We start from the raw sequence: 20,347 nt of genomic DNA on the forward strand, positions 1-20,347 counted from the left end.
CCTCACCTGTGAATGATGCAAGTCATTGGCGGCATTGAAAGCGTCCATTATCTGGCAATGCCCCGACGACCGCCATCACAGCTGACCACGTCGGTTGCAATGTTGCGAATTCTGCATCGAAGGAACGCCGGCTGAACGAGCCCATCTGGTTGGGAGCTGGCCTGCAATCAGGTGAATCAACCGCTCAGCTCATGAGCTGATAGGTCTCACGGGCAGTCCCGCTGAACAGCCGATTCTTTTCAGGTTCGGTAAAGTCTGTCACTACACGCTTGAACGCGTTCCACAACACGTCGTAGCCGAACATGCCCTTGTCCACCGGGAAGTTGCTTTCGAACATGCAACGCTCCACGCCGAAGCAATCTATGGCATGCAACAGATAGGGTCGCCATTGCTCCGCCAGGATGACCGAGCTTGGCGGTTTTAGGGCAAGGTGGTAGTCGAACCCCGCGACTTTCATACCCAACCCCCCTAGCTTCAGTCGCACATTCGGACATTGCGCCAACCGGCAAAGACCTGCCGACCACTGCATGAACACCGCATCGCGTTGACCGACGTATGGGCCAGCCCCCAGCGGCCCGCCGAGGTGATCAACGACGATCAGCAGGTCGGGAAAGGCTCGGGCGACCTCAAGCACTTCATCGAGCTGGGTGTGGTAAGCCCAGACATCCAGTACCAGCCCACGCTGTTGAAGCTGAGCAACGCCTCGGTGAAACGCAGGTTCCAGAAGCACGCCGGGAGGTGGCGGCTTGGGGTTGGAAATCAGCCTCGGATCGGCATGCCAGGCAGTGGTGTTGCGAATACCGCGCAGGCGCGTCCCAGCACGGGCCAGCATCTCGTCGAGCACCGGCGCTACCGCATCGCCAAGCGACAGATTGGCGCCTGCCACAATGGCCGCACATAGCCGCAAGTCCTGCAGCAGGCCGCTGGCACTGTAGGCAGCGACACCGTTGACGTATTCCACCTCACCTACCGGCTGGAAGGCCTCTGGACGATCGACAGCCAGCATCGAGCGGCACTGCACGTAAATGGAACCCACCACCCGATGACCACACGCCAGGTCGGCCAGGTAGTCTTCGGCAAGGTAGCGCTGGCCGGGGCGGTCCCACAGGTGGTGGTGAGCGTCGATGATGACGCGCTCAGGCTCCAGGGCGGCTTCGCGCCACTGCGCAAGCCACTGCGGCCGCACGGGGGCGTGGGGTGTTTGCATGTTTATCTCCTGTTCGCCGCACCGATATCCCTCCATGCCATCCGCTGGGGCTGGCATGAAGGGGCATCGATGCGGTGAAGCACTTAGCCCTGCATGCCCCAGCGGCGCACGGTGACAAGTTCGATGCTGCGAAATACCAGTCCTTCGACCACCAATCCGATGACGATGACCATCAGCAAACCGGCAAAGACGTTAGGCGTTTCCAACGCGTTGCGGTGCTGGAAGACATACCAGCCCAGGCCTCCGGAATTACCGGACACCCCGAATACCAGCTCGGCGGCGATCAGGGTGCGCCAGGCAAACGCCCAGCCGATTTTCAGTCCCGCCAGAATGGACGGTACAGCAGCGGGGATGAGAATACGCGTGACCAGGCGCAAGCCGCGCAAGCCATAGTTACGCCCTGCCATGCGTTGGGTCTGGCTGACAGATTGAAAACCGGAATAGGTATTGAGCGAGACGGCCCACAGTACCGAATGCACAATCACCAGCATGAGGCTCTGTATGCCCAAACCGAACCACAGCATGGCCAGGGGCAGGATCGCAATGGCTGGCAGCGGGTTGAACATCGCAGTGAGTGTCGCCAGTACGTCCGTGCCCAAGCGGGTCGACACGGCCAGTGAGGTCAGGATCGCTGCCAAACCGATGGCCACGGCATAGCTCATCAAAAGTACCTTGAGTGAGCTGAACACGGCCTGGGGCAATACACCATTGAGCAGGTCCCCAACCATCGCCACTACGGTCTCGCTGAAGGCTGGGAACATCAGCGGGTTGTCCAGATAACGGGCATAGAGTTCCCATATCAGGGCCAACATCACCAGCACCAACGCCCGGCGTATCCCGGTATGAGCGAGAACACGTTCTACCAGACCCAGTTGCCGAGCGACGTCCCCTACCTGTCCCGGTGGCACCGGTGCATACTCCACATCGGCTCGGGGCTGGATCGAAGGCTTATCCATGGGCTGTCTCCGTGTGGCCGAAAAGCATATGGCTGATACGCTGGTGCAGTTGAGCGAACAGCTCGCTGCCCTGGTCGGCGAAGCCGAATGCGCTGGCATCGAGTTCTGCGCGTACCTGCCCCGGGTGTGGCGTCAGGACCAGGATTCTTGTACCCAGAACAATGGCCTCGTCGATCGAATGGGTCACGAACATCAGGGTGAACGGTGCTTGCTCCCACAGTTCCAGCAGCTCTTGCTGCATGCGGCGTCGGGTCAACGCATCAAGCGCGGCGAAGGGTTCATCCATCAACAGCATCGCAGGCTCCATTGCCAGGGCTCGGGCGATGGCAACCCGCTGCTTCATCCCGCCTGACAACTGGTGCGGATAGGCATCCTTGAATTTTTCAAGCCCCACCTTGGCGGCGGCACGCGCCGCGCGTTCGGTAATTTCGGTGCGTGGAAATCGCCTTGTCATCTGCATCGGGAACATGATGTTGGCCATTACCGTCTTCCATGGCATCAACTGATCGAACTCCTGGAAAACCATCATGCGATCAGGGCCAGGCTCCCGGATTACCTGTCCATCCAGGCAGATCTGGCCTGCCACGGGTTCGATAAATCCTGCGACGCTCTTGAGCAGACTCGATTTGCCGCAGCCTGATGGCCCCAGCAGGACAAAGCGGTCATTGCGCTGTACGTCAAAAGATACCTGGTGAGTCGCGGTGATCAATTGGTCACGGGTCTTGTACTGCAACGTCACGTTATCCACGCAAAGCACCGCACGGGTCTTTGCCTGTGAGGGGGCGGCGATGGGAGATAACAGACTCATCAGCTCCCCTCCCCATCAGCGACCGGTGCGAAGAAAACCGACTGCCAGTTGTCCGGGGCTTTTTTCAAGGCCCCCGAACGCACCATGAACTCGGCCAAGGCCATGACGCCGCTCGGCTGCACGGACCACTCACCGCTGACCTGGCGCAGCATGTCTTCGACCTGATCGAGCGACAGACTGGACGGCTCGCTGGCCAGGAACAGCTCTGCGGCTTTGCGTGGTTCCTTGCGGATATACGCATTGGCTTCGTTGATCGCCGCTACTACCGCGGCACTCAGTTGGGGGTTGTTCTTGACGAAGCGCCCTGTGCTGGTCAGGACACCGCTGGTCATACGCTTGTCGAGCTCGCTCGAGAAGTCGAACAACTTGCTTACTCGAGGGTCCTGGGCCAGTTGATAGCTGTACGGATTGGGCCCGATATAGCCTTTGATCCCAGCCTTGTTGAGCAGGCTGGACATTGCATCGGGGTGAGGCAAGCTCACCATCAGGTGATCGAGCTTGTGTATTTGATCAGGGCCAAACTGTCGCTGCGCAGCCATCTGCAGCAACAATGCCTGCTGGCCACTGGGAGAGCTGACGGCGATCTTGTCATCGGCTTTGAAATCGGCGAGTGACTTGATCGCAGGGTCATTCACGAACAGCGCGTTGTCCCCTGCCACCAGTGCGCACAACGCTCGCACATCCAACGATCGACGCGTCTTTTCCCAGGCGATCAGCGTGCCTGACAAACCATAACCACCGATATCGACGTTGCCACTGATCAGCGCGTCATTGATCGCTGGCGCACCACTGATGCGCTTGATCTCGAAAGAGGCTTGCGGCTGACCATGGGCCTGGGCTTGCTGACGGAACAGGCCCAGTTTGTCAGCAACGGTGACTGGCAAGTAGGCGTAGCCGTACTGGATCGCCAGGGTTACGCGGTCTTGCTCGGCCAGTGCGGGGCTGCCGAGCGCGCCTAGGGCCAAGACCCATGAAAAGGCCTTCAAGGGCCGCGTCAGGCGACGACTCAAACGCAATGAGCGCTTCTGCATAGCAATCTCCAGTTGTTTTTATTTTGGAACGCCATTTCCTTTAGAGAAACTCATAAACGGTACAACCATGTCAAGCGTGAAAATCACGGATCAAGCCTCTCGCATTTTTTCAAATCATGATTTATTTTGAAATGACGTTGCATTAAAAACATAAAACCCAACGATCCTGTCCTTTTGTGCCCTCAGCGGCCAGGAGCCTGAGCATGAGCTTTTTCGCTGCCCCACCGACTGTCGAGACCACCGTTTTCACGCGCCTGCCCGATCATTTCCGAAGCCCACGGCCTACCGCCTGGGCCAACGCCAATCGCCAGGGTCGGGCCATCGATTCGTTCCTTGAAGGCCCTTCGTTTGATCGATCAGGTCGGCTTTACGTGACGGACATACCCAACGGCCGAATTTTCCGCATCTCACCTCAAGGCGAGTGGGAATTGGTGTGCCAGTACGACGGCTGGCCCAATGGCCTGAAAATCCATCAGGACGGACGAATCTTCATCACGGACTACAAGCGCGGGCTCATGGTGCTCGACCCGCACTCCGGGACCATCGAACCGCTGCTCGATTCGGCCGGTTCTGAAGGGTTCAAGGGCGTCAACGACCTCGTGTTTGCGCCCAACGGCGACCTGTACTTTACCGACCAAGGCCAGACTGGCTTACAGGACCCTACCGGACGGGTCTACAAACTCGATGCCCAAGGCAATTTGAGCTGCCTGCTCAACACCATTCCCAGCCCCAATGGCATCGTTTATGACCCCAGTCTGAACCACCTGTTGATAGCGGTCACCCGCGCTCAGCAAATCTGGCGCATCCCGCTGGGCAACGGTTCGATGATCGGCAAGGTTGGCGTCTTCGCGCAGCTCCACGGTGGGCTCGGGGGCCCGGACGGTCTGGCCCTGGACGCCCAGAGCAATTTGTACATCGCCCATACCGGGTTCGGCTCGGTGTGGAAGCTGTCCAGGGTCGCCGAGCCCCTGCAACGCATCGTCTCCTGCGCAGGTATCAGCAACACCAACCTGGCATTTGGTGGCGACGATGGGCAGACGCTGTTCATCACCGAATCCGAGACCGGCAGCATCCTGCAGGTCCGTACCCACACACCAGGATTGCCGATGTTCTCCCACAGCTGAACGCGCCTGTCAGCGCACACCACAACTACAAAAAGAGTGACGACATGACTTACGAAAACCCTAGCGCACAAGCGCCGCTCAGTGACGCCGAGGGTGAACGCCTGATGCGCCGGATCCTCTGGCGCCTGGTGCCATTCATCTTCATCTGCTACGTGATCAGCTACCTCGACCGCACGAACGTGGGGTTCGCCGCCATCAGCATGAATCAGGACCTGGGCCTGACAGCGACGATGTTCGGTTGGGCGGCGGGCCTGTTCTTCTTCGGCTATTTCATGTTTGAAATCCCCAGCAACCTACTGATGCAGCGCTTTGGCGCGCGGGTATGGATCGCACGGATCATGATCACCTGGGGTCTGATCTCGATGGCCACCGCATTCGCCACCGGGCCCATCAGCTTCAGCATCGCACGGTTCCTTCTGGGGCTGGCCGAAGCAGGCTTCACCCCTGGGGTCTACCTGTATTTCACCTACTGGTTCCCAGGCAAGTGGCGGGCCAAGGCCACGGCGGCGTTCCTGCTGGGCATCCCTGTGGCCAACATTGTCGGCTCACCGTTGTCGGGTTGGCTGATGGAGCAGCACGGTGTCTGGGGGCTCAAGAACTGGCAGCTGCTGCTGGTGACCGAGTCAATGCCGGCAGTGCTGCTGGGCATTGCCTGCCTGTTCGTGTTGGTCGACACCCCGGCCAAGGCCAAGTGGCTCAAGCCCCGGGAGAAAGCCTGGCTCACTCAGCGCCTGGCTCAGGAGCAACAAGCGATAGGTGCATCCCACGGCACGACCCTGCGCGCTGCACTGACCAATCCGAAGGTGTTTACGCTGGCTGCGATCAATTTCTGCTGCATCGTGGGCTCCATTGGCATCGGCCTGTGGCTTCCACAAATCATCAAGAGCCTGGGTATTTCCAGCGGGACCGTAGGTTTCGTGGTAGCACTGCCTTACCTGCTGGGTGCAGCGGCCATGACCCTATGGGCACGCCTGGCCAACCGCAGTGAGCACCGTCTTCCGTACGTCGCCAGCGCGCTCGCTTTCGCGGCCTTGGCATTGGTGGGCGCAGCGTTGATCGAGCAGCCGGTGATGAAGATCGCCTGCCTGTGCATGGCTGTCTCCGGGATTTTGTCTTTCCAGGCGACTTTCTGGGCCATCCCATCGACCATTCTGACCGGCCGTGCGGCCGCTGGCGGCCTGGCCATGATCGTCTCGATCGGCAATCTCGGCGGGTTCACCGGCCCATTCCTGATTGGCCTGATCAAAGATGCCACGCAAAGCTTCACGCTGCCTTTCTTCGCGGTTGCATCGATTCTTTTGATCGGTACCTGCCTGATGCTGTGGCTGGGTGATCCTGCCAAGCGCCAGACGCCACAAGGCCACGGCCAAACGGCCTGATGCCCAGGAGCTGCGCCCTGACCGCCCCCGTCCGCAGTAAGCGGACGGAGGCTCTGCCGGCCCAAGCCATCGCCCCTTCTTCCAACCACAGTACCCAGTGCTTGTACATGGCGCTGCTGGGCGGTTAACGTCTGTAGCCTCCCGGCTACCCTGCGCCGCCTCCCCGTGCGCGCAGCGACCCTGTCGGCCAGGTTCGAATACGGAAAAAGGCACACATGGCGACTGACCTCATCACCGAAGCAGGCTACCAAGCCCTTAAAGATGAACTGGACTGGCTTTGGCGCGATGAGCGACCGGAGATCACGCGCAAAGTGACCTGGGCAGCGTCCCTGGGGGATCGAAGTGAAAATGCGGACTACCAGTACAACAAGAAACGGTTGAGGGAAATCGACCGGCGTGTGCGCTACCTTAGAAAGCGCATCGAGAACCTGCGCGTGGTGCCCTACTCGCCCGCGCAGGAAGGAAAAGTGTTCTTTGGGGCGTGGGTAACCATCGCCAACGAGGAGGACGAAAGCAAGCGGTTCCGAATCGTCGGCGCGGATGAAATCTACGACCGCAAGGACTTCATTTCCATCGATTCACCGATGGCCCGGGCCTGCATAGGCAAATGCGTCGGGGACGAGATCACGGTGCGCACGCCAACGGGGGAAGCCTACTGGGACGTCACCGACATTCAATACGACGCACACGAAACCGCGCCCCGGTTCGTCAAACCCTGATTCTTTTGCACCGCCGCGGGACGGCAGGCTTTTCAGCGTGCCGTGATCAGGCCTTGGCGTGCGATACGGACCAGGTGGCCGATCACTTCGGCCGAGGCCTCGGGCGCGGGTGCTTGAATTACGGCAAGGTCGAACCGGTCATCGGCATACTGGGCGAAATGCTCGCCGGTCTCGGCGAACTGAATCAGGAATGCGCGGGCCTGGCCCCTTCGACGGGACAAACCTTCGAGGTGGCGCAAAAGTGTGGGCTGGTGCGGCCCCCCAAGCAGGATGCGCGGGGTACGCGATGCCTGACTGACAGGCAGAGGGCTTAGACAGACGCTGGTACGTGGGCAACTCATGGTGCATTCTCCGCCTCGCCAATCTCGCTGGGCAGCGGTGGGAGGCGTCACCGAACCAGCGCTTTAGCGGTATTTCGGGACACCCCTGGGGCGTCTCTGCGCCCCGCAAGTAGCTGTTTAAATCGGCGCAGGCGTCATGCTAGAGCGATTGAACCGAACATGCAAGCGCCCGATTCTGGCCAATTGCCTGCTCCGGTGCGGCCCTGCTCAGTGCTTGCCCTTGGGCTCCAGCACCCGCCGTTCCCGATTGAACGCCAGGAAGTACTTGTTCACGCTGTTGACGAAGTTGACCGGCCCCATGCCCACCTGCTCCATGGCGATGCGTTCGGTCTGGAAGAACCATTGGTTACCGTTGAGCCCACGCTTGCGCGCTTCGGCGCGCATGGCTTGCACGCGTTCGGGGCCCAGGTTGTAGGCGGCCAATACGAACGCCATGCGCTCACGCTCATTGATGCGGGGGCTGGAGAAGAACTTGCGCCGGATCAAGGCCAGGTAACGCGCGCTGGCCTGGACATTGCCGTCCACCGTCTTGATGTTGCTGACCCCGACCCGCTGGGCAGCTGCCGGCGTGATCTGCATCAACCCGTGTGCGCCCCCTGCCCCGCGCGCGGCCGGGTTGAGGGTCGACTCCTTGAATGCCAAGGCGGCAAGGTTGAGCCAGTCGATCTGCTGCGCTTGGCCATGCTTTTTCAACACGGCACTGACCGAGGCCAATCGCTGGCGGTCCTGACGGGCGAGCGGGTTGTGTACCCGGTACTGACGCCGATAGATGCGCTCGAACGCTGCATCCTCGTTGTCAGGGGCACGATAGTTTTTTAGGAAGCGGTCGACCGATGCCTGCAACTGCGGCGAGTTACGCCCAACGTACCAGCGCATGGCTTGTGGGGCCCCCAAGTGCACGCGTGGGTTGACACGCAGCTTCGGCATGACCTTTGACCAGCGGCGGGCGATTGGCTGCTCGACCACGGTCAAGTGATAGATCCCGGCCTGGACCATCTCCAGCACATCCTCGATGGCCAGGGTCGGATCCACCCACTCGACCTTGACCGCAGGGCGCTTGCGCAAGGCCAGGCGCTGGTTCAGTTGCTCGATCACCGGGCCCGCGGCACTTGCGCTGGTCAGCGCGATGGTGCGGCCTGACAACTGTTCTGCCTGGCTGAAGGTGCGCTCCCCCTTGCGTCCGACCAACACCAGCGCCACCTGATCACGTACTGGGGCAGTCGCCACGACATTACGCACCGTGGCAGGATCGAGCAGTTCGCCTGGGGCGGCCAAATCGCCCTCCCCGCGCCCCAGTGCGCCCAGGAGTTGCTCCTTGGCGCGGGGGATCAGTTTGAGTTCGATGCGCTGGCTGTCCTGTGCCCGGGCATTGAGGAAGTGCTCGAGCGCGCGCAGGCGGTAGTATTCGACGCCCACCGGCTCGCCCTTCACTTCGCCGGAGCTGTTGCGGCTTTGATTGACCAGCACGCGCAAGACCTTGCTGCTGCGAATGTGCTGGAGATCGCGGGCATTGGCCGGCGGGATGTGGTGCTGCGGGCCCGGGGGACGTACCTGCGTCTGCGCCTGGCTGGCCAGGGGCAGCCCTAACAGCAGCATGAACATGAGCCAGTAGCGTGGCATTCAAGGTATCCGTCGTGAGTGGGTAGCCAAATGACGTTCGCCACGTTTAGGCTTGAGGTCAAAAAGACCATGCCCTGGACTCGAAGTTCTTGGACAGCCAGTTCGGCACGGGCTTTTGCTATGCTGGCGTCCCTGCGGCACGAGGTAGCACCATGCAATTGATTGATATTGGCGTCAACCTGACCAACAGTAGTTTCCATGACCGCCAAGCGGAAGTGGTCAACCGCGCCTTGGAAGCGGGTGTCGCGCAAATGGTTCTGACAGGCACTAGCCTGCCTGTGAGTGAACAGGCAATTGACCTTTGCCAGCAACTGGACAGCGCGCAAACTCACCTGTTCGCGACGGCCGGGGTTCACCCGCACGATGCAAACAGCTGGAACAGCCAGAGCGAAGCGCACATGCGCCAACTGCTCGCCGAGCCGCGGGTGCGCGCTGTGGGCGAATGCGGCCTGGACTTCAATCGTGACTTCTCTCCACGCCCTGCTCAGGAAAAGGCCTTGCATGCCCAGCTGGCATTGGCCGTGGAATGCCAGCTACCGGTGTTTCTCCATGAGCGCGACGCCAGCGAGCGCCTGCTGGCCATCCTGAAAGAGTATCGCGACCAGTTGAAAGCAGCCGTGGTCCATTGCTTTACCGGGGAACGTGCTGCCCTGTTCAGCTACCTAGACCTGGACCTGCACATCGGCATCACCGGTTGGATCTGTGACGAACGACGTGGGATGCACCTGCATGGACTGGTGGGCAGTATCCCAACCGGCCGCTTGATGCTGGAGAGCGATGCGCCATATTTACTGCCGCGCAGCCTGCGCCCTAAGCCCAAGAACGGGCGTAACGAGCCGGCGTACCTGCCTGAAGTGCTGCGAGAAGTGGCGCTGCACCGCAAGGAAACCCTGCAAGAAACCGCCGCGCACACCACTGCCACGGCCAAGGCATTCTTCAAATTACCGTAGCTACCCTGATATCTCTTGATACATATCAACACCCTCCGAGTCGCTCTGGGCACAATGATGGCACCTTGCCAATATTGTTTTCGCTCAACTCAGAGAAGACCTGCCCATGGGTGCCTGGCTTAGCAATGTTTCACTGAAATACAAGTTCTGGGCGGTCAACGCCGTAGCCTTCGTGACCACGTTGCTATTGGTGCTGTACGCGGTTCACCTGGAGCAACGCGCCCGTGCTGAAGGGGCTGTACACCAAGCCACCGCCCAGGCAAGCCTCCTGGCGGCGTGGCCCGAAAGCCAGCCTTTGCCTCTTTCGCCAAGCATCATCACCTGGCGTGCTGGGCAGACGCCCTCCTTCGCCGGCGAGCCCCTGGAGGCCCTGCGCGGCGCACAGGGCTGGGTAGCACTGCCCTCGAGCCAACTGTTGGGACAAGACCCATTACAGGGTGCTCATGTGCTGCAAAGCGGTGATCATTACGTCGCAGTACTTGCCCAGTCACCCAGCCTGCGCCAGGTCTTCATCGATCGATTCTCGCATTATGCGGTGTGCGTGCTGATTCTGATGCTGGCCATGCTCGCCGCTTCGCAACTGCTGATCCGCTTTCTACTCAGCCAGCTCAACACGCTCAAGGACGTGATGCTGCATGTGGAAAAAACCGGCGATCTGGCCGCTCGCGTACCCCTGGCCGGCGGTGACGAAGTCGGTCAGATGGCGGGCGCCTTCAATGCCATGCAGGGTACCTACCACCGTATCGTCAGCACCGTTGCCACCACTGCAGCACAGCTCGACTCAGGTGCTGCGCGTCTTGCGGCCAGCATGAACGACGTGCGCCACGGCATGCTGGGGCAGCAGAGCGAAACCGACCAAGCCGCGACAGCCATCAATGAAATGTCCGCCACCGTCTACCATATCGCCCAGCATGCAGGGGCGACTCGCGATCTCTCCCAGACTGCCGACACGCTCGCCGGCAGTGGAAAAGACGTGGTCACTCGTGTGCAGACGTCCATTGCCGGGCTTTCCAGCGGCGTCCAGCAGACCGCCGAAATGATCCGTCAACTGGCCGAAGACAGCCAGAAGATCAATGGCGTGGTGAGCGTCATTCACAGCATTGCCGAGCAGACCAACCTGCTGGCACTGAACGCGGCCATAGAAGCGGCCCGTGCCGGTGACCTGGGCCGCGGGTTCGCCGTGGTGGCCGATGAGGTGCGCAACCTAGCCAAACGCGTTCAGTCATCAACCGACGAGATCACCACCATGGTGTCTGCCCTGCAGTCAGGCACCCGGGATGCGGTGGAGTTCATGCAGGAAAGCTCCTACAAAGCCGACGATTGTGTAAAACAGGCCCAGGAAGCAGGTGCGGCATTGGCCGAGATCACCGGCGCAGTGGCGCAGATGCGTGAAAGCAACACCCAGATCGCCGTGGCTGCCGAACAACAGAGCCAGGTGGCAGAGGAAATGAACCGCGCCGTGGTCAGCATCCGTGATGTCACCGAGCAAACCGTGCAGCAGACCGTAGGTTCGGCCACCACCAGTTCGGAACTCGCGACACTGGCCGGCGCGCTTAACAAGGCCATAGGTCAACTGAAGCTATAAGGTTCATAGCCAGCGCCGATTGGCTCTGCGCGCGCCTGCACACTAAGCTTTGGGCATGATCGAGAGGAAGTGCCCATGAACAAACGCCTACCCAATCTGCTCGCCTGGCAATGGCGCGGCTACCCGCAGAGCCATCGTCACCCTGCAAACCTGGTGCTGCATTTGATAGCGGTTCCGCTCTTCATTCTAGGTGCGTTGTTGATCGTGTCTGGCTTGTTAGGGCTGGACATCGTGCAGCTGGCCGTCGGTCTGCTCGCCCTGGTCGCGGCCATTGGGCTTCAACGTCACGGCCACCGCCTGGAGGCGGACATTCAAGAGCCCTTCATCGACCGTACTGACCGGGTTCAACGCGTGCTCAGCGAACAGTTCATCACATTCCCGCGTTTCGTCCTGAGTGGCGCGTGGTGGCAGGCCTGGCGCGACCGTCATAAGCCTCGAAGGTGATGGCCTTTAGGCAAATACCGTTACCGTTTGCCTGCTCAAGGCCAACAACGCGCCATCGTCACTCCATAATGCGGCGGCGGCATGGCCATAGCCCTCGTGTGCGTATTCGGTCTCCACGCGGTACTGGCACCAATCGCCAGCGTTCAGTGAACGTACAGGCTGCACGAACTCGATGGTCCAGGTAAGCGTACTGCCGGCCGCTGGCTGTTTCAGCATGGGCAGTACGCTAGGTGGCCATGCGTCTACCAATGCCAGCAGGTGCGCCTCGCTCATTACCCCGCCCTGCATGTCACGCAAGCGCACCCAGCCCCCCATGACGCGCGAGTCATTGCCGCTGAACGGCAGCCCACCGATTGCCCAGCGCAACTCCAGGTTCTTCATGAATTCCGGGGTCACTCCCGGGATGTGAGGCAAGGCTGCCGCGCTTTCCTCAAGGGCTGGCATCTGCGGCGCAGGTAGGGGCAGTACGGACACCGCAGAGCTTCGTGCGGCGCCGAAACTGCCCTGTACCAGCGTCACCACCTGCCCCTGCTGCACGGCGCGGCCCAGCAGCGTGCTGACACCCGTGCCCTGGCGCAATACTTCGACCTCCAGACAAATCGGAGTATCTGCCGAAGCAGGGGCGACAAAGGTAATGGCCAGCGAACGCACCGGGCGGTCATGGCCTAACCGGGCACGCATCGCCTCGAACACCATGGCAGCCATCAGGCCGCCAAAGATCGCTCGTCCCTGACCCCACCCTGCTGGCACGCGTACGCTGTCGGGGTGAGCTCTGGCAGCCTCAAGCACTTGTTCAAACGTCATGGGCAGCTCCTGGACGGGTAACGGATGTCCATCCTAGCCTGCTCTAGCCCCCGCAGCAGCCTTCATATCGGTCATTGTCCGGGCTTGTGGTGGGCCAACGCCTCACCCAAGGCGTCCAGCGTGCTGTCCGACCGACGCTCGGCCGCTTCCAGTTCGTGTGCCCATCCGCTCATGCAGCCAGCCAGATCGGCATGCTGTTGCGCTTGCAGCAGCCATTGCAGACGGTCATGCCAATCCCCCAGATCGCCCTGCGCGCGTTTCAGTGTGCGCTGAAGCTTCTTCGGGGCGTGGCCGAACTGGGGGTAGGCTTCGTCTGCGTACCGCGCCCGTTTGATCAGCAACCGCAACCGGTGGCGATCGTGCTCGGGATCTTGCAAGGCCGCGGCCAGTTTGCGCCACTGTTTGCGCAGGCGTTTCTCGATATGCTTGTCCAACCCCTTAATCAGGCCATCGCGCTCTGCGCCACGCACAAACGCGGGAAACGCATCAACCGTCGCCAGCAGCCGGGTCAGCTGCGGGCTGTGTGCGACGCTGGCATAAGATGGTCCTCGCCCTTGCAGACGCCTGCGGCCAGCTTGCTCGGCCCCCTGGGCAATGAGGGCGGCGCCCAGCACCTCGCCATCGCGCAGCGGCGTGGTGAGCGTTCCAAGAGCCTTGGCAGCACTTTCGAGTGGCTCCACACCCGGCAGCCCGCGTAGCGGTCGCACCAGGCTGCGCAGGCGGCGCACGCTGGTGCGCAGATCGTGCAAGGCTTCACTGTCGGTGTCGACCGCCAGGCGTTCGCGGCACGCCAGGAGCCGGACGTGCAAGGTGATGATCTGAGCGATGAGGTGATCAATCATGTCAGACACATGGCAACCCTCGATCAACGGCCGGCACGGGACTCACGGATGTAGAAGCGTGCTTTTTCAGCCTTGCGCGTGCAGCTCTCGTAACCCTCGAATTGCTGTTGCGTCTTGGCGCCAGTGAGCAGCGACAGCGCCTTGGAGTAACTCACGGCCCCGGCGAAGCCTTCAGCCTTGGCCAGATCGAGCTCCTTCCAGGCGGCGTCCAGTTGTGTGGCACAGCTGTCACGGTACGCCGTCTTGCCAGCGCAACCGGCAAGGGTCAGGGCAATCAACGGCAGGCAGATCCAGGCTTTCATCGGTTAAACCTCTGAGGGAAAGAAACAATGCACGTTCGACGCCAACCCGTTGCAAAAGTGCCCGCTTGGCTTCGCAAGCCACATGCTCGACAGGTTGCGCATTGATGCCGAGGGTGCGATGCGTGCATTGTAGTGTTTAAGTCGCGAATGCTGAGGGAAGTTGATGAACAAACGCGTGGCATTGGTGCTCGGATCAGGCGGGGCCAGAGGGTATGCGCACATCGGCGTGATCGAGGAACTCGAACGTCGCGGATACGAAATCGCCTGCATCGCCGGGTGCTCCATGGGAGCGGTGGTTGGCGGCATCTACGCTGCAGGCAAGCTTGAGCAATACAAGCGCTGGATCGAGAGCCTGGACTATCTGGATGTCCTGCGCCTGGTGGATGTGAGCTTCAGTCTGGGCGCCATCCGAGGCGACAAGGTCTTCGGCCAGATCCGCAAGATAGTAGGCGACATCGACATCGAGCAATTGCGCATTCCCTATACCGCCGTTGCCGCTGACCTGACCAACCAGCAGGAGATCTGGTTTCAGGAAGGCTGCCTGCATCAGGCCATGCGTGCCTCGGCTGCCATACCCAGTCTGTTCACGCCTGTCGTTCAGGGTAACCGCATGCTGGTCGACGGCGGCATCCTCAACCCGTTACCCATCGTGCCCGTGGTATCGAGCCATTGCGACCTGATTATTGCGGTCAACCTCAACGCGACCAACCAGAAGCACTATCAACTTCCGGTGATAGAGCGGCCTGCAGCCTTCAAGATGCGATTCGATGCACTGATCAACTCGCTTGGCTCGCACCTGCCATTTCGCCGCAAGCCCGCCGAAGAGTTGGTCCGTATCGAAAAAGGCATGACGCGCGACCGTTTTCCGCCCGTGAACCCTTGGCTGGCCGAGTCGGCAGATCCACAGGCGCAGCAGCCCACGGCTGCACCCGAAAGCGAAGGCGCGCCCAAGTCTGCCACCGGCTCGTTCATCATCGACAACGTAGGGCCCGCCTCGCTGCTGGACTTGATCAACCAGAGCTTCGAAGTCATGCAGACTTCACTGGCGCAGTACAAGATCGCCGGCTATCCGCCTGACGTACTGATCAACGTGCCCAAACGTGTGTGCCGCTTCTTCGAGTTTTACAAGGCGCCCGAGCTGATCGCGCTGGGGCGCGAGATTGCACGCGACACATTGGACAATCATGAGGGCGTCAAACGCTAACGCTAGCGGCGTCTTCGCTCAGGTAAAAAAACAGGCCGCTTGCGGCGGCCTGTCGGGTGTCTCCAAACGGATTTAGTAACGCGTGATGTCCGCGTTGGCCTCCAGCTGTTTGCGGTAGGCGGCGAAGTCCTGCTGGCCAGCACGAGACGCCAGGTAGCGGCGGATCTGCTGCTTCTCTTCATCCGTGGCCGCAGCACCGTCATTGACGCCCTTGAGTTGCAGCACGACCAGGCTGCCATCACGCAGCACAACGCTGCCATACACGGGTTTGTCCTTGGCTTGTGGCTTGCCGAGACGGAACAATGCCTGTAGCTCGACAGGGTCGATACCGTCCTGACCACGCGAGACAGCTTCATAGGGCTTCCAGCCCTGGCCTTCCTGAACGCTCGCAGGGGCGATGGAACCATCACGCAGACCCGCGATCAGCTTGTCCGCCTTGGCCTTGAGGGCAGCGGTGGCTTTCTCCTTGGCCAGGTGCTCGCGAATGTTCTTGGCAACCGTTTCGAGTGGCAGCTGCGCAGGCTTGCGGTGTTCCTTGACGCGCAGTACCACCGTCGTCTCAGGATCAAGCTCGATCGCGGTGCTGTTGGCACCCTCTTCCAGCACTTCCTCCGAGAACGCTGCCTGCACCACAGAGCGGTTGGCAGTGATGCCGTCGCCGCCTTCGCGGCCGAACGGAGCGGACGTTTGGACCTTGAGGTTCAAGTCCTGGGCCGGCTGTACCAGGTCGGAGGCCTCGTAGGCGGCGTCCTGCAACTGCTTGCTGGCGTCCACGTAGCGCTGCTCGACCAGTGGCGTCTTGAGGTCGCGGGTCAGTTTGTCTTTCAGGCTAGCGAAGCTCGGCACCTCGGGCGCCTCGACGCCAAGCAGCTTGATGATGTGATAGCCGTATTCGGTACGAACCGGAGCTGAGACCTGGCCGTCGTGCAGCTGATACAGCGCCTGTTCGAACGCCGGATCGTACACACCAGGACCGGCAAAGCCGAGGTCACCGCCGTTATTGGCCGAACCTGGATCCTGGGAAAATTCCTTCGCCAACGCGGCAAAATCTTCACCCTTGGCCAGGCGCTGTTCGATTTCGTCAGCACGCGCTTTGGCCTGGGCATCGGTCGTCTTGTCGTTGACCTCGATGAGGATATGCGCCGCGCGGCGCTGTTCGGCAAGGTTGGCGATCTCCTTCTCGTACTGAGCCTTGAGCGCCTCGTCAGTGACTTTGGCTTGGTCGAAGAAGGACGACTTCTTGAGCTCTACGTAGTCGATGACGACTTGGTCAGGCGACATGAACTCCTTGGCATGGGCGTCATAGTGCTGCTTGACCTCTTCGTCGCTGACCTTGATCGCGGCCAGATCGGCCTTGAAAGTCAAGGACGCGAAATCGCGGGTCTGCTTTTCAAGGCGTGCGAAAGCGTCGACTTGCTGATCGGTTACGAAGCTACTGCCGGCGATCCCGGCACGTAACTGCCCGATGAGCATTTCCTCACCGAGCATCTCGCGAAACTGCATACGCCCATAGCCCATTTGACGGATGACCTGATCGAAACGGTCGCTGTTGAACTTGCCGTCAACCTGGAATTCCGGCGTTTGCAGCATGACCTGATCTAGCGCAGCGTCGGAAAACGCGAACTTGGCGTCTTTGGCACCCTCGAGCAACAGCTTGCGACTGATCAGCCCCTTGAGGGCCTCTTCGCGCAGCAGCTTGTCGTCAAGCAGCGCAGGATCGAAGTCCTTACCCAACTGTTGCACCAACTGGCGGCGCTGCATGTCGGCCGCCTGGCTCAACTCGTTCTGGCTGATCGTTTCGCCGTTTACCTTGGCAGCATCCTGACTGTGGCTGGCGGCTTGGAAAATGGCTTCGAACCCGGTCAATGCCATCAGCACGACAATGAGACCGATGATGGTTTTGGCAATCCAACCTTGTGAATTGTCCCTGATATTTTGCAGCATGCGTCCCCCAGAGACGGCTGTACCACTGCGTCGACAACCGCGGAGCGTGGGTAGAGTCCTGATAAAAGAAAGGCGCATCCGAGGATGCGCCTTTTCTTAGCATACGAATCAGGCGGTAACGTTTGCGTCCCGCCTTCAGCGTGCTCGGACCTGGCCAGGCCGGGTCCGGCTGAAAGAGACGACTTAGTTGACGGCGTCTTTCAGGCCTTTACCTGCCTTGAAACCTGGCACCTTGGCGGCAGCGATCTTGATCGCCTTACCGGTCTGCGGGTTGCGGCCGGTACGCTCAGCACGATCCTTGACAGTGAAGGTACCGAAGCCGACCAGAACGACATCGTCGCCTTGCTTCAGGGCGCCGGTGACGGATTCGATCACTGCGTCCAGCGCTTTGCCAGCGGTGGCTTTCGAAATGTCAGCTTGTGCGGCGATAGCGTCAATCAGTTCCGACTTGTTCACTCGTAAGTCCCCTTGTGCTCTATTGAGTATGTTTCTAAGTATGTAAAGAAAGCGTGTGAAAACGGTGCTGGGTGGCCTGATGACAATAACGTGCCGCTTTATAGCAAGGCGCCGAAAATACTGTCAAGAAAGCCCCCCAGACTAAAACTGCTAGTGCGTGCTAATTCTTTCCTTTGCCTCAGTGTCGCGCTTATCGTCCTTCGCGACAATGTCGGAAGCCACATCTGGCAAGGGCTCCGGGGCGTATTGCAGCGCAATTTGCAGGACTTCGTCAATCCATTTGACCGGTTTGATCTGCAGATCCTGTTTAATATTTTCTGGAATTTCCTTGAGGTCGCGCACGTTCTCCTCAGGAATGATCACCGTCTTGATGCCGCCCCGGTGAGCGGCCAGCAGTTTTTCCTTGAGCCCGCCAATGGCCAGAACCTGGCCACGCAACGTGATTTCGCCTGTCATCGCCACATCCGCACGTACGGGTATTTGAGTCAGGGCCGACACCAGCGCGGTGCACATACCGATACCTGCACTTGGGCCATCCTTGGGGGTGGCGCCTTCGGGCATATGAATGTGAACGTCGTGCTTTTCATGGAAGTCGGCTGCGATCCCCAGGCTGCGGGCGCGGCTACGCACCACTGTCTGCGCAGCCGTAATCGACTCGACCATGACGTCACCGAGCGAGCCGGTTTTGATCAACTGACCTTTGCCAGGAATGACCACGGACTCGATGGTGAGCAACTCGCCCCCCACTTGCGTCCACGCCAGACCCGTCACCTGGCCGATCTGGTCCTGCTGCTCGGCAAGGCCGTAGCGGAACTTGCGCACGCCCAGCAGGTGTTCGAGCTGCTCGCCGGCGACCTTGACCTTGACCTGCTTCTGCCCTGCGTGCTCCTTGACGACCTTGCGGCAGACCTTGGCAATCTGACGTTCAAGACCGCGCACACCCGCCTCGCGCGTGTAGTAACGAATGATGTCGCGGATGGCCGAGACATCGATCTCCAGCTCTTCTTTTTTCAGGCCGTTTGCCTTGACCTGCTTGGGCACCAAGTATTTGACTGCGATGTTGATTTTTTCATCTTCGGTGTAACCCGGAAGACGAATGATCTCCATCCGGTCCAGCAATGCTGGCGGGATATTCATCGAGTTGGAGGTGCACAGGAACATCACGTCCGACAGGTCGTAATCGACCTCCAGGTAGTGATCGTTGAAGTTGTGGTTCTGCTCGGGGTCCAGCACCTCCAGCAGTGCCGAGGCCGGGTCGCCGCGCATGTCGCTGCCCATTTTGTCGATTTCATCGAGCAGGAACAGCGGGTTACGCACGCCCACTTTGGTCATCTTCTGAATCAGCCGCCCGGGCATGGATCCGATGTAGGTCCGGCGATGGCCACGGATTTCAGCTTCATCTCGTACCCCGCCCAAGGCCATGCGCACGAATTTGCGGTTGGTCGCAGCGGCGATGGATTCGGCCAGGGACGTCTTGCCCACGCCAGGTGGACCAACCAGGCACAGCACCGGACCACGGATTTTCTTGACGCGCTTTTGCACGGCAAGGTACTCGAGAATACGGTCCTTGACCTCTTCCAGACCGTAGTGGTCTGCATCGAGAATGTCTTCGGCCTTGGCAAGGTCCAGGCGCACTTTGCTCTGGGCTTTCCAAGGCACCTGAACCAGCCAGTCCAGGTAGGACCGCACCACGGTGGCCTCAGCCGACATCGGCGACATCTGCTTGAGCTTGTTCAGCTCGGCCTGGGCCTTGGTCATGGCGTCCTTGGGCAGGCCAGCGGCTTCGATACGCTTTTTCAGCTCCTCGAGCTCGTTGTGACCCTCATCACCATCGCCAAGCTCTTTCTGAATGGCCTTCATCTGCTCATTCAGGTAGTACTCGCGCTGGCTGCGCTCCATTTGCTTTTTCACCCGGCCGCGGATGCGCTTTTCGACCTGCAGCAGGTCGATCTCGGCATCGAGCAATGCCAAGACATGCTCGACCCGCGTTGGCAGGTCGACAATTTCCAGAATTTCCTGTTTCTGCTCGATCTTCAGGGCCATGTGGGCAGCCATGGTGTCGACCAGGCGCCCGGGCTCATCGATGCTATTGAGCGAGGACATCACTTCGGCTGGCACTTTCTTGCCCAGTTGCACGTACTGCTCGAACTGCGAAAGCAGTGTGCGCACGAAAACTTCCGATTCGCGCTCGACAGCCTCGGTCTCGTCGATCAGCGACACTTCAGCGCGCACATGGCCGTCGACTTCACTGAAGCGCTCGACAGTACCCCGCTGCTCGCCTTCGACCAGCACTTTAACGGTACCGTCAGGCAGTTTCAGCAGCTGGAGCACGGTAGCTACGGTACCAACGCGGTATAGCGCGTCTTCGCCCGGATCATCATCAGCCGGGTTTTTCTGGGCGAGCAGGAGAATCTGCTTTTCGCCCGTCATCGCGGCTTCGAGGGCCTCGATGGATTTCTCACGCCCCACAAACAGCGGGATGACCATGTGCGGGTAAACAACGACGTCGCGCAATGGCAAAAGAGGCAAGTCGAGGGTGGTCTTCATGATTTCGCCTCTACAGCGGCCTTAGTGGCCGGAAACCGTGGAATTGATGTTTGGACCTAATGTGGGGGTACACCCGCGAAATTA

Annotated in this window: 19 protein-coding genes; 7 read left to right on the top strand and 12 right to left on the bottom strand. The window is 60.2% G+C overall.

The window, feature by feature from the left end:
* Positions 1-184 precede the first annotated feature (184 nt).
* The 4 genes from B2J77_RS12835 to B2J77_RS12850 form a co-directional block, all read right to left on the bottom strand.
* Positions 185-1,207 carry an amidohydrolase family protein gene (locus B2J77_RS12835; protein ID WP_078478793.1) on the bottom strand — a complete coding sequence of 341 codons (1,023 nt, stop codon included), beginning with the start codon at positions 1,205-1,207 and terminating at the stop codon, positions 185-187.
* Positions 1,208-1,290: 83 nt separating this feature from the next.
* Positions 1,291-2,163, bottom strand: coding sequence for an ABC transporter permease (locus B2J77_RS12840; protein ID WP_078478794.1), 873 nt, complete (start codon positions 2,161-2,163; stop codon positions 1,291-1,293).
* On the bottom strand, positions 2,156-2,971 hold the full coding sequence (locus B2J77_RS12845) for an ABC transporter ATP-binding protein (protein ID WP_058637405.1): 816 nt from the start codon (positions 2,969-2,971) through the stop codon (positions 2,156-2,158). Before B2J77_RS12845 ends, B2J77_RS12840 begins: the two co-directional genes overlap by 8 nt.
* Entirely contained in the window at positions 2,971-4,002 is a 1,032-nt protein-coding gene (locus tag B2J77_RS12850) for an ABC transporter substrate-binding protein (RefSeq protein ID WP_078478795.1), read from the bottom strand. The genes B2J77_RS12845 and B2J77_RS12850 overlap by 1 nt, the downstream gene beginning before the upstream one ends.
* 203 nt (positions 4,003-4,205) lie before the next feature.
* Here B2J77_RS12850 and B2J77_RS12855 point away from each other — a divergent pair, with 203 nt between their 5' ends.
* The 3 genes from B2J77_RS12855 (at position 4,206) to greB (ending at position 7,224) form a co-directional block, all read left to right on the top strand.
* On the top strand, positions 4,206-5,126 hold the full coding sequence (locus B2J77_RS12855) for an SMP-30/gluconolactonase/LRE family protein (RefSeq protein ID WP_078478796.1): 921 nt from the start codon (positions 4,206-4,208) through the stop codon (positions 5,124-5,126).
* Between the two features lie 44 nt (positions 5,127-5,170).
* Positions 5,171-6,505: an MFS transporter gene (locus B2J77_RS12860; protein ID WP_058637408.1), complete on the top strand. Its 1,335-nt coding sequence runs from the start codon at positions 5,171-5,173 to the stop codon at positions 6,503-6,505.
* 215 nt (positions 6,506-6,720) lie between these two features.
* Positions 6,721-7,224 carry a transcription elongation factor GreB gene (greB, locus tag B2J77_RS12865; protein ID WP_058603791.1) on the top strand — a complete coding sequence of 168 codons (504 nt, stop codon included), beginning with the start codon at positions 6,721-6,723 and terminating at the stop codon, positions 7,222-7,224.
* A gap of 32 nt (positions 7,225-7,256) precedes the next feature.
* Here the strand turns inward: greB and B2J77_RS12870 are convergent, their stop codons facing one another.
* Together B2J77_RS12870 and B2J77_RS12875 are read right to left on the bottom strand one after the other, a co-directional pair.
* Positions 7,257-7,565 (bottom strand): hypothetical protein, encoded by a 309-nt coding sequence (locus B2J77_RS12870; RefSeq protein WP_058637409.1) that lies wholly within the window; start codon positions 7,563-7,565, stop codon positions 7,257-7,259.
* Positions 7,566-7,772: 207 nt separating this feature from the next.
* On the bottom strand, positions 7,773-9,185 hold the full coding sequence (locus B2J77_RS12875) for a transglycosylase SLT domain-containing protein (protein WP_078478797.1): 1,413 nt from the start codon (positions 9,183-9,185) through the stop codon (positions 7,773-7,775).
* Positions 9,186-9,337: 152 nt separating this feature from the next.
* Here B2J77_RS12875 and B2J77_RS12880 point away from each other — a divergent pair, with 152 nt between their 5' ends.
* From B2J77_RS12880 to B2J77_RS12890, 3 genes are all read left to right on the top strand, one after another.
* Complete coding sequence (locus tag B2J77_RS12880) at positions 9,338-10,135, top strand: TatD family hydrolase (protein WP_078478798.1); 798 nt, start codon at positions 9,338-9,340, stop codon at positions 10,133-10,135.
* 106 nt (positions 10,136-10,241) lie between these two features.
* The gene (locus B2J77_RS12885; protein ID WP_078478799.1) at positions 10,242-11,720 is read left to right on the top strand and encodes a methyl-accepting chemotaxis protein; all 1,479 of its coding nucleotides are present in this window, start codon (positions 10,242-10,244) and stop codon (positions 11,718-11,720) included.
* Between the two features lie 75 nt (positions 11,721-11,795).
* Positions 11,796-12,164: a hypothetical protein gene (locus tag B2J77_RS12890; protein ID WP_058637413.1), complete on the top strand. Its 369-nt coding sequence runs from the start codon at positions 11,796-11,798 to the stop codon at positions 12,162-12,164.
* Between the two features lie 6 nt (positions 12,165-12,170).
* Here B2J77_RS12890 and B2J77_RS12895 read toward each other — a convergent pair whose 3' ends face one another.
* The 3 genes from B2J77_RS12895 to B2J77_RS12905 form a co-directional block, all read right to left on the bottom strand.
* Positions 12,171-12,968: an acyl-CoA thioesterase gene (locus tag B2J77_RS12895; protein ID WP_058637414.1), complete on the bottom strand. Its 798-nt coding sequence runs from the start codon at positions 12,966-12,968 to the stop codon at positions 12,171-12,173.
* Between the two features lie 71 nt (positions 12,969-13,039).
* Entirely contained in the window at positions 13,040-13,819 is a 780-nt protein-coding gene (locus B2J77_RS12900; protein ID WP_058637415.1) for a CHAD domain-containing protein, read from the bottom strand.
* Positions 13,820-13,833: 14 nt separating this feature from the next.
* A complete protein-coding gene (locus B2J77_RS12905; RefSeq protein WP_023536014.1) occupies positions 13,834-14,112 on the bottom strand; it encodes a hypothetical protein in 279 nt (92 codons plus the stop codon).
* Between the two features lie 163 nt (positions 14,113-14,275).
* Here B2J77_RS12905 and B2J77_RS12910 point away from each other — a divergent pair, with 163 nt between their 5' ends.
* The gene (locus B2J77_RS12910; protein ID WP_058603783.1) at positions 14,276-15,316 is read left to right on the top strand and encodes a patatin-like phospholipase family protein; all 1,041 of its coding nucleotides are present in this window, start codon (positions 14,276-14,278) and stop codon (positions 15,314-15,316) included.
* A 72-nt stretch (positions 15,317-15,388) separates the two neighbouring features.
* On the opposite strand, the gene B2J77_RS12915 is transcribed toward B2J77_RS12910, so the two are convergent.
* The 3 genes from B2J77_RS12915 to lon form a co-directional block, all read right to left on the bottom strand.
* Positions 15,389-17,260, bottom strand: coding sequence for a SurA N-terminal domain-containing protein (locus B2J77_RS12915; protein WP_078478800.1), 1,872 nt, complete (start codon positions 17,258-17,260; stop codon positions 15,389-15,391).
* Positions 17,261-17,443: 183 nt separating this feature from the next.
* The gene (hupB, locus tag B2J77_RS12920) at positions 17,444-17,716 is read right to left on the bottom strand and encodes a nucleoid-associated protein HU-beta (protein WP_058603781.1); all 273 of its coding nucleotides are present in this window, start codon (positions 17,714-17,716) and stop codon (positions 17,444-17,446) included.
* 150 nt (positions 17,717-17,866) lie between these two features.
* Positions 17,867-20,263, bottom strand: coding sequence for an endopeptidase La (gene lon / locus B2J77_RS12925; RefSeq protein ID WP_058603780.1), 2,397 nt, complete (start codon positions 20,261-20,263; stop codon positions 17,867-17,869).
* Between the last annotated feature and the right edge of the window lie 84 nt (positions 20,264-20,347).

Origin of the sequence: Pseudomonas parafulva (genome assembly GCF_002021815.1) — a bacterium.
Classification (GTDB): Bacteria; Pseudomonadota; Gammaproteobacteria; order Pseudomonadales; family Pseudomonadaceae; genus Aquipseudomonas; species Aquipseudomonas parafulva_B.

Coding starts and splice junctions, on each gene's coding strand:
- B2J77_RS12905 (WP_023536014.1), bottom strand. CDS start 14,112: ATGAAAGCCTGGATCTGCCTGCCGTTGATTGCCCTGACCCTTGCCGGT.
- B2J77_RS12850 (WP_078478795.1), bottom strand. CDS start 4,002: ATGCAGAAGCGCTCATTGCGTTTGAGTCGTCGCCTGACGCGGCCCTTG.
- B2J77_RS12845 (WP_058637405.1), bottom strand. CDS start 2,971: ATGAGTCTGTTATCTCCCATCGCCGCCCCCTCACAGGCAAAGACCCGT.
- B2J77_RS12895 (WP_058637414.1), bottom strand. CDS start 12,968: ATGACGTTTGAACAAGTGCTTGAGGCTGCCAGAGCTCACCCCGACAGC.
- B2J77_RS12855 (WP_078478796.1), top strand. CDS start 4,206: ATGAGCTTTTTCGCTGCCCCACCGACTGTCGAGACCACCGTTTTCACG.
- greB (WP_058603791.1), top strand. CDS start 6,721: ATGGCGACTGACCTCATCACCGAAGCAGGCTACCAAGCCCTTAAAGAT.
- B2J77_RS12870 (WP_058637409.1), bottom strand. CDS start 7,565: ATGAGTTGCCCACGTACCAGCGTCTGTCTAAGCCCTCTGCCTGTCAGT.
- B2J77_RS12880 (WP_078478798.1), top strand. CDS start 9,338: ATGCAATTGATTGATATTGGCGTCAACCTGACCAACAGTAGTTTCCAT.
- B2J77_RS12875 (WP_078478797.1), bottom strand. CDS start 9,185: ATGCCACGCTACTGGCTCATGTTCATGCTGCTGTTAGGGCTGCCCCTG.
- B2J77_RS12885 (WP_078478799.1), top strand. CDS start 10,242: ATGGGTGCCTGGCTTAGCAATGTTTCACTGAAATACAAGTTCTGGGCG.
- B2J77_RS12890 (WP_058637413.1), top strand. CDS start 11,796: ATGAACAAACGCCTACCCAATCTGCTCGCCTGGCAATGGCGCGGCTAC.
- B2J77_RS12835 (WP_078478793.1), bottom strand. CDS start 1,207: ATGCAAACACCCCACGCCCCCGTGCGGCCGCAGTGGCTTGCGCAGTGG.
- B2J77_RS12840 (WP_078478794.1), bottom strand. CDS start 2,163: ATGGATAAGCCTTCGATCCAGCCCCGAGCCGATGTGGAGTATGCACCG.
- B2J77_RS12915 (WP_078478800.1), bottom strand. CDS start 17,260: ATGCTGCAAAATATCAGGGACAATTCACAAGGTTGGATTGCCAAAACC.
- lon (WP_058603780.1), bottom strand. CDS start 20,263: ATGAAGACCACCCTCGACTTGCCTCTTTTGCCATTGCGCGACGTCGTT.
- B2J77_RS12860 (WP_058637408.1), top strand. CDS start 5,171: ATGACTTACGAAAACCCTAGCGCACAAGCGCCGCTCAGTGACGCCGAG.
- B2J77_RS12910 (WP_058603783.1), top strand. CDS start 14,276: ATGAACAAACGCGTGGCATTGGTGCTCGGATCAGGCGGGGCCAGAGGG.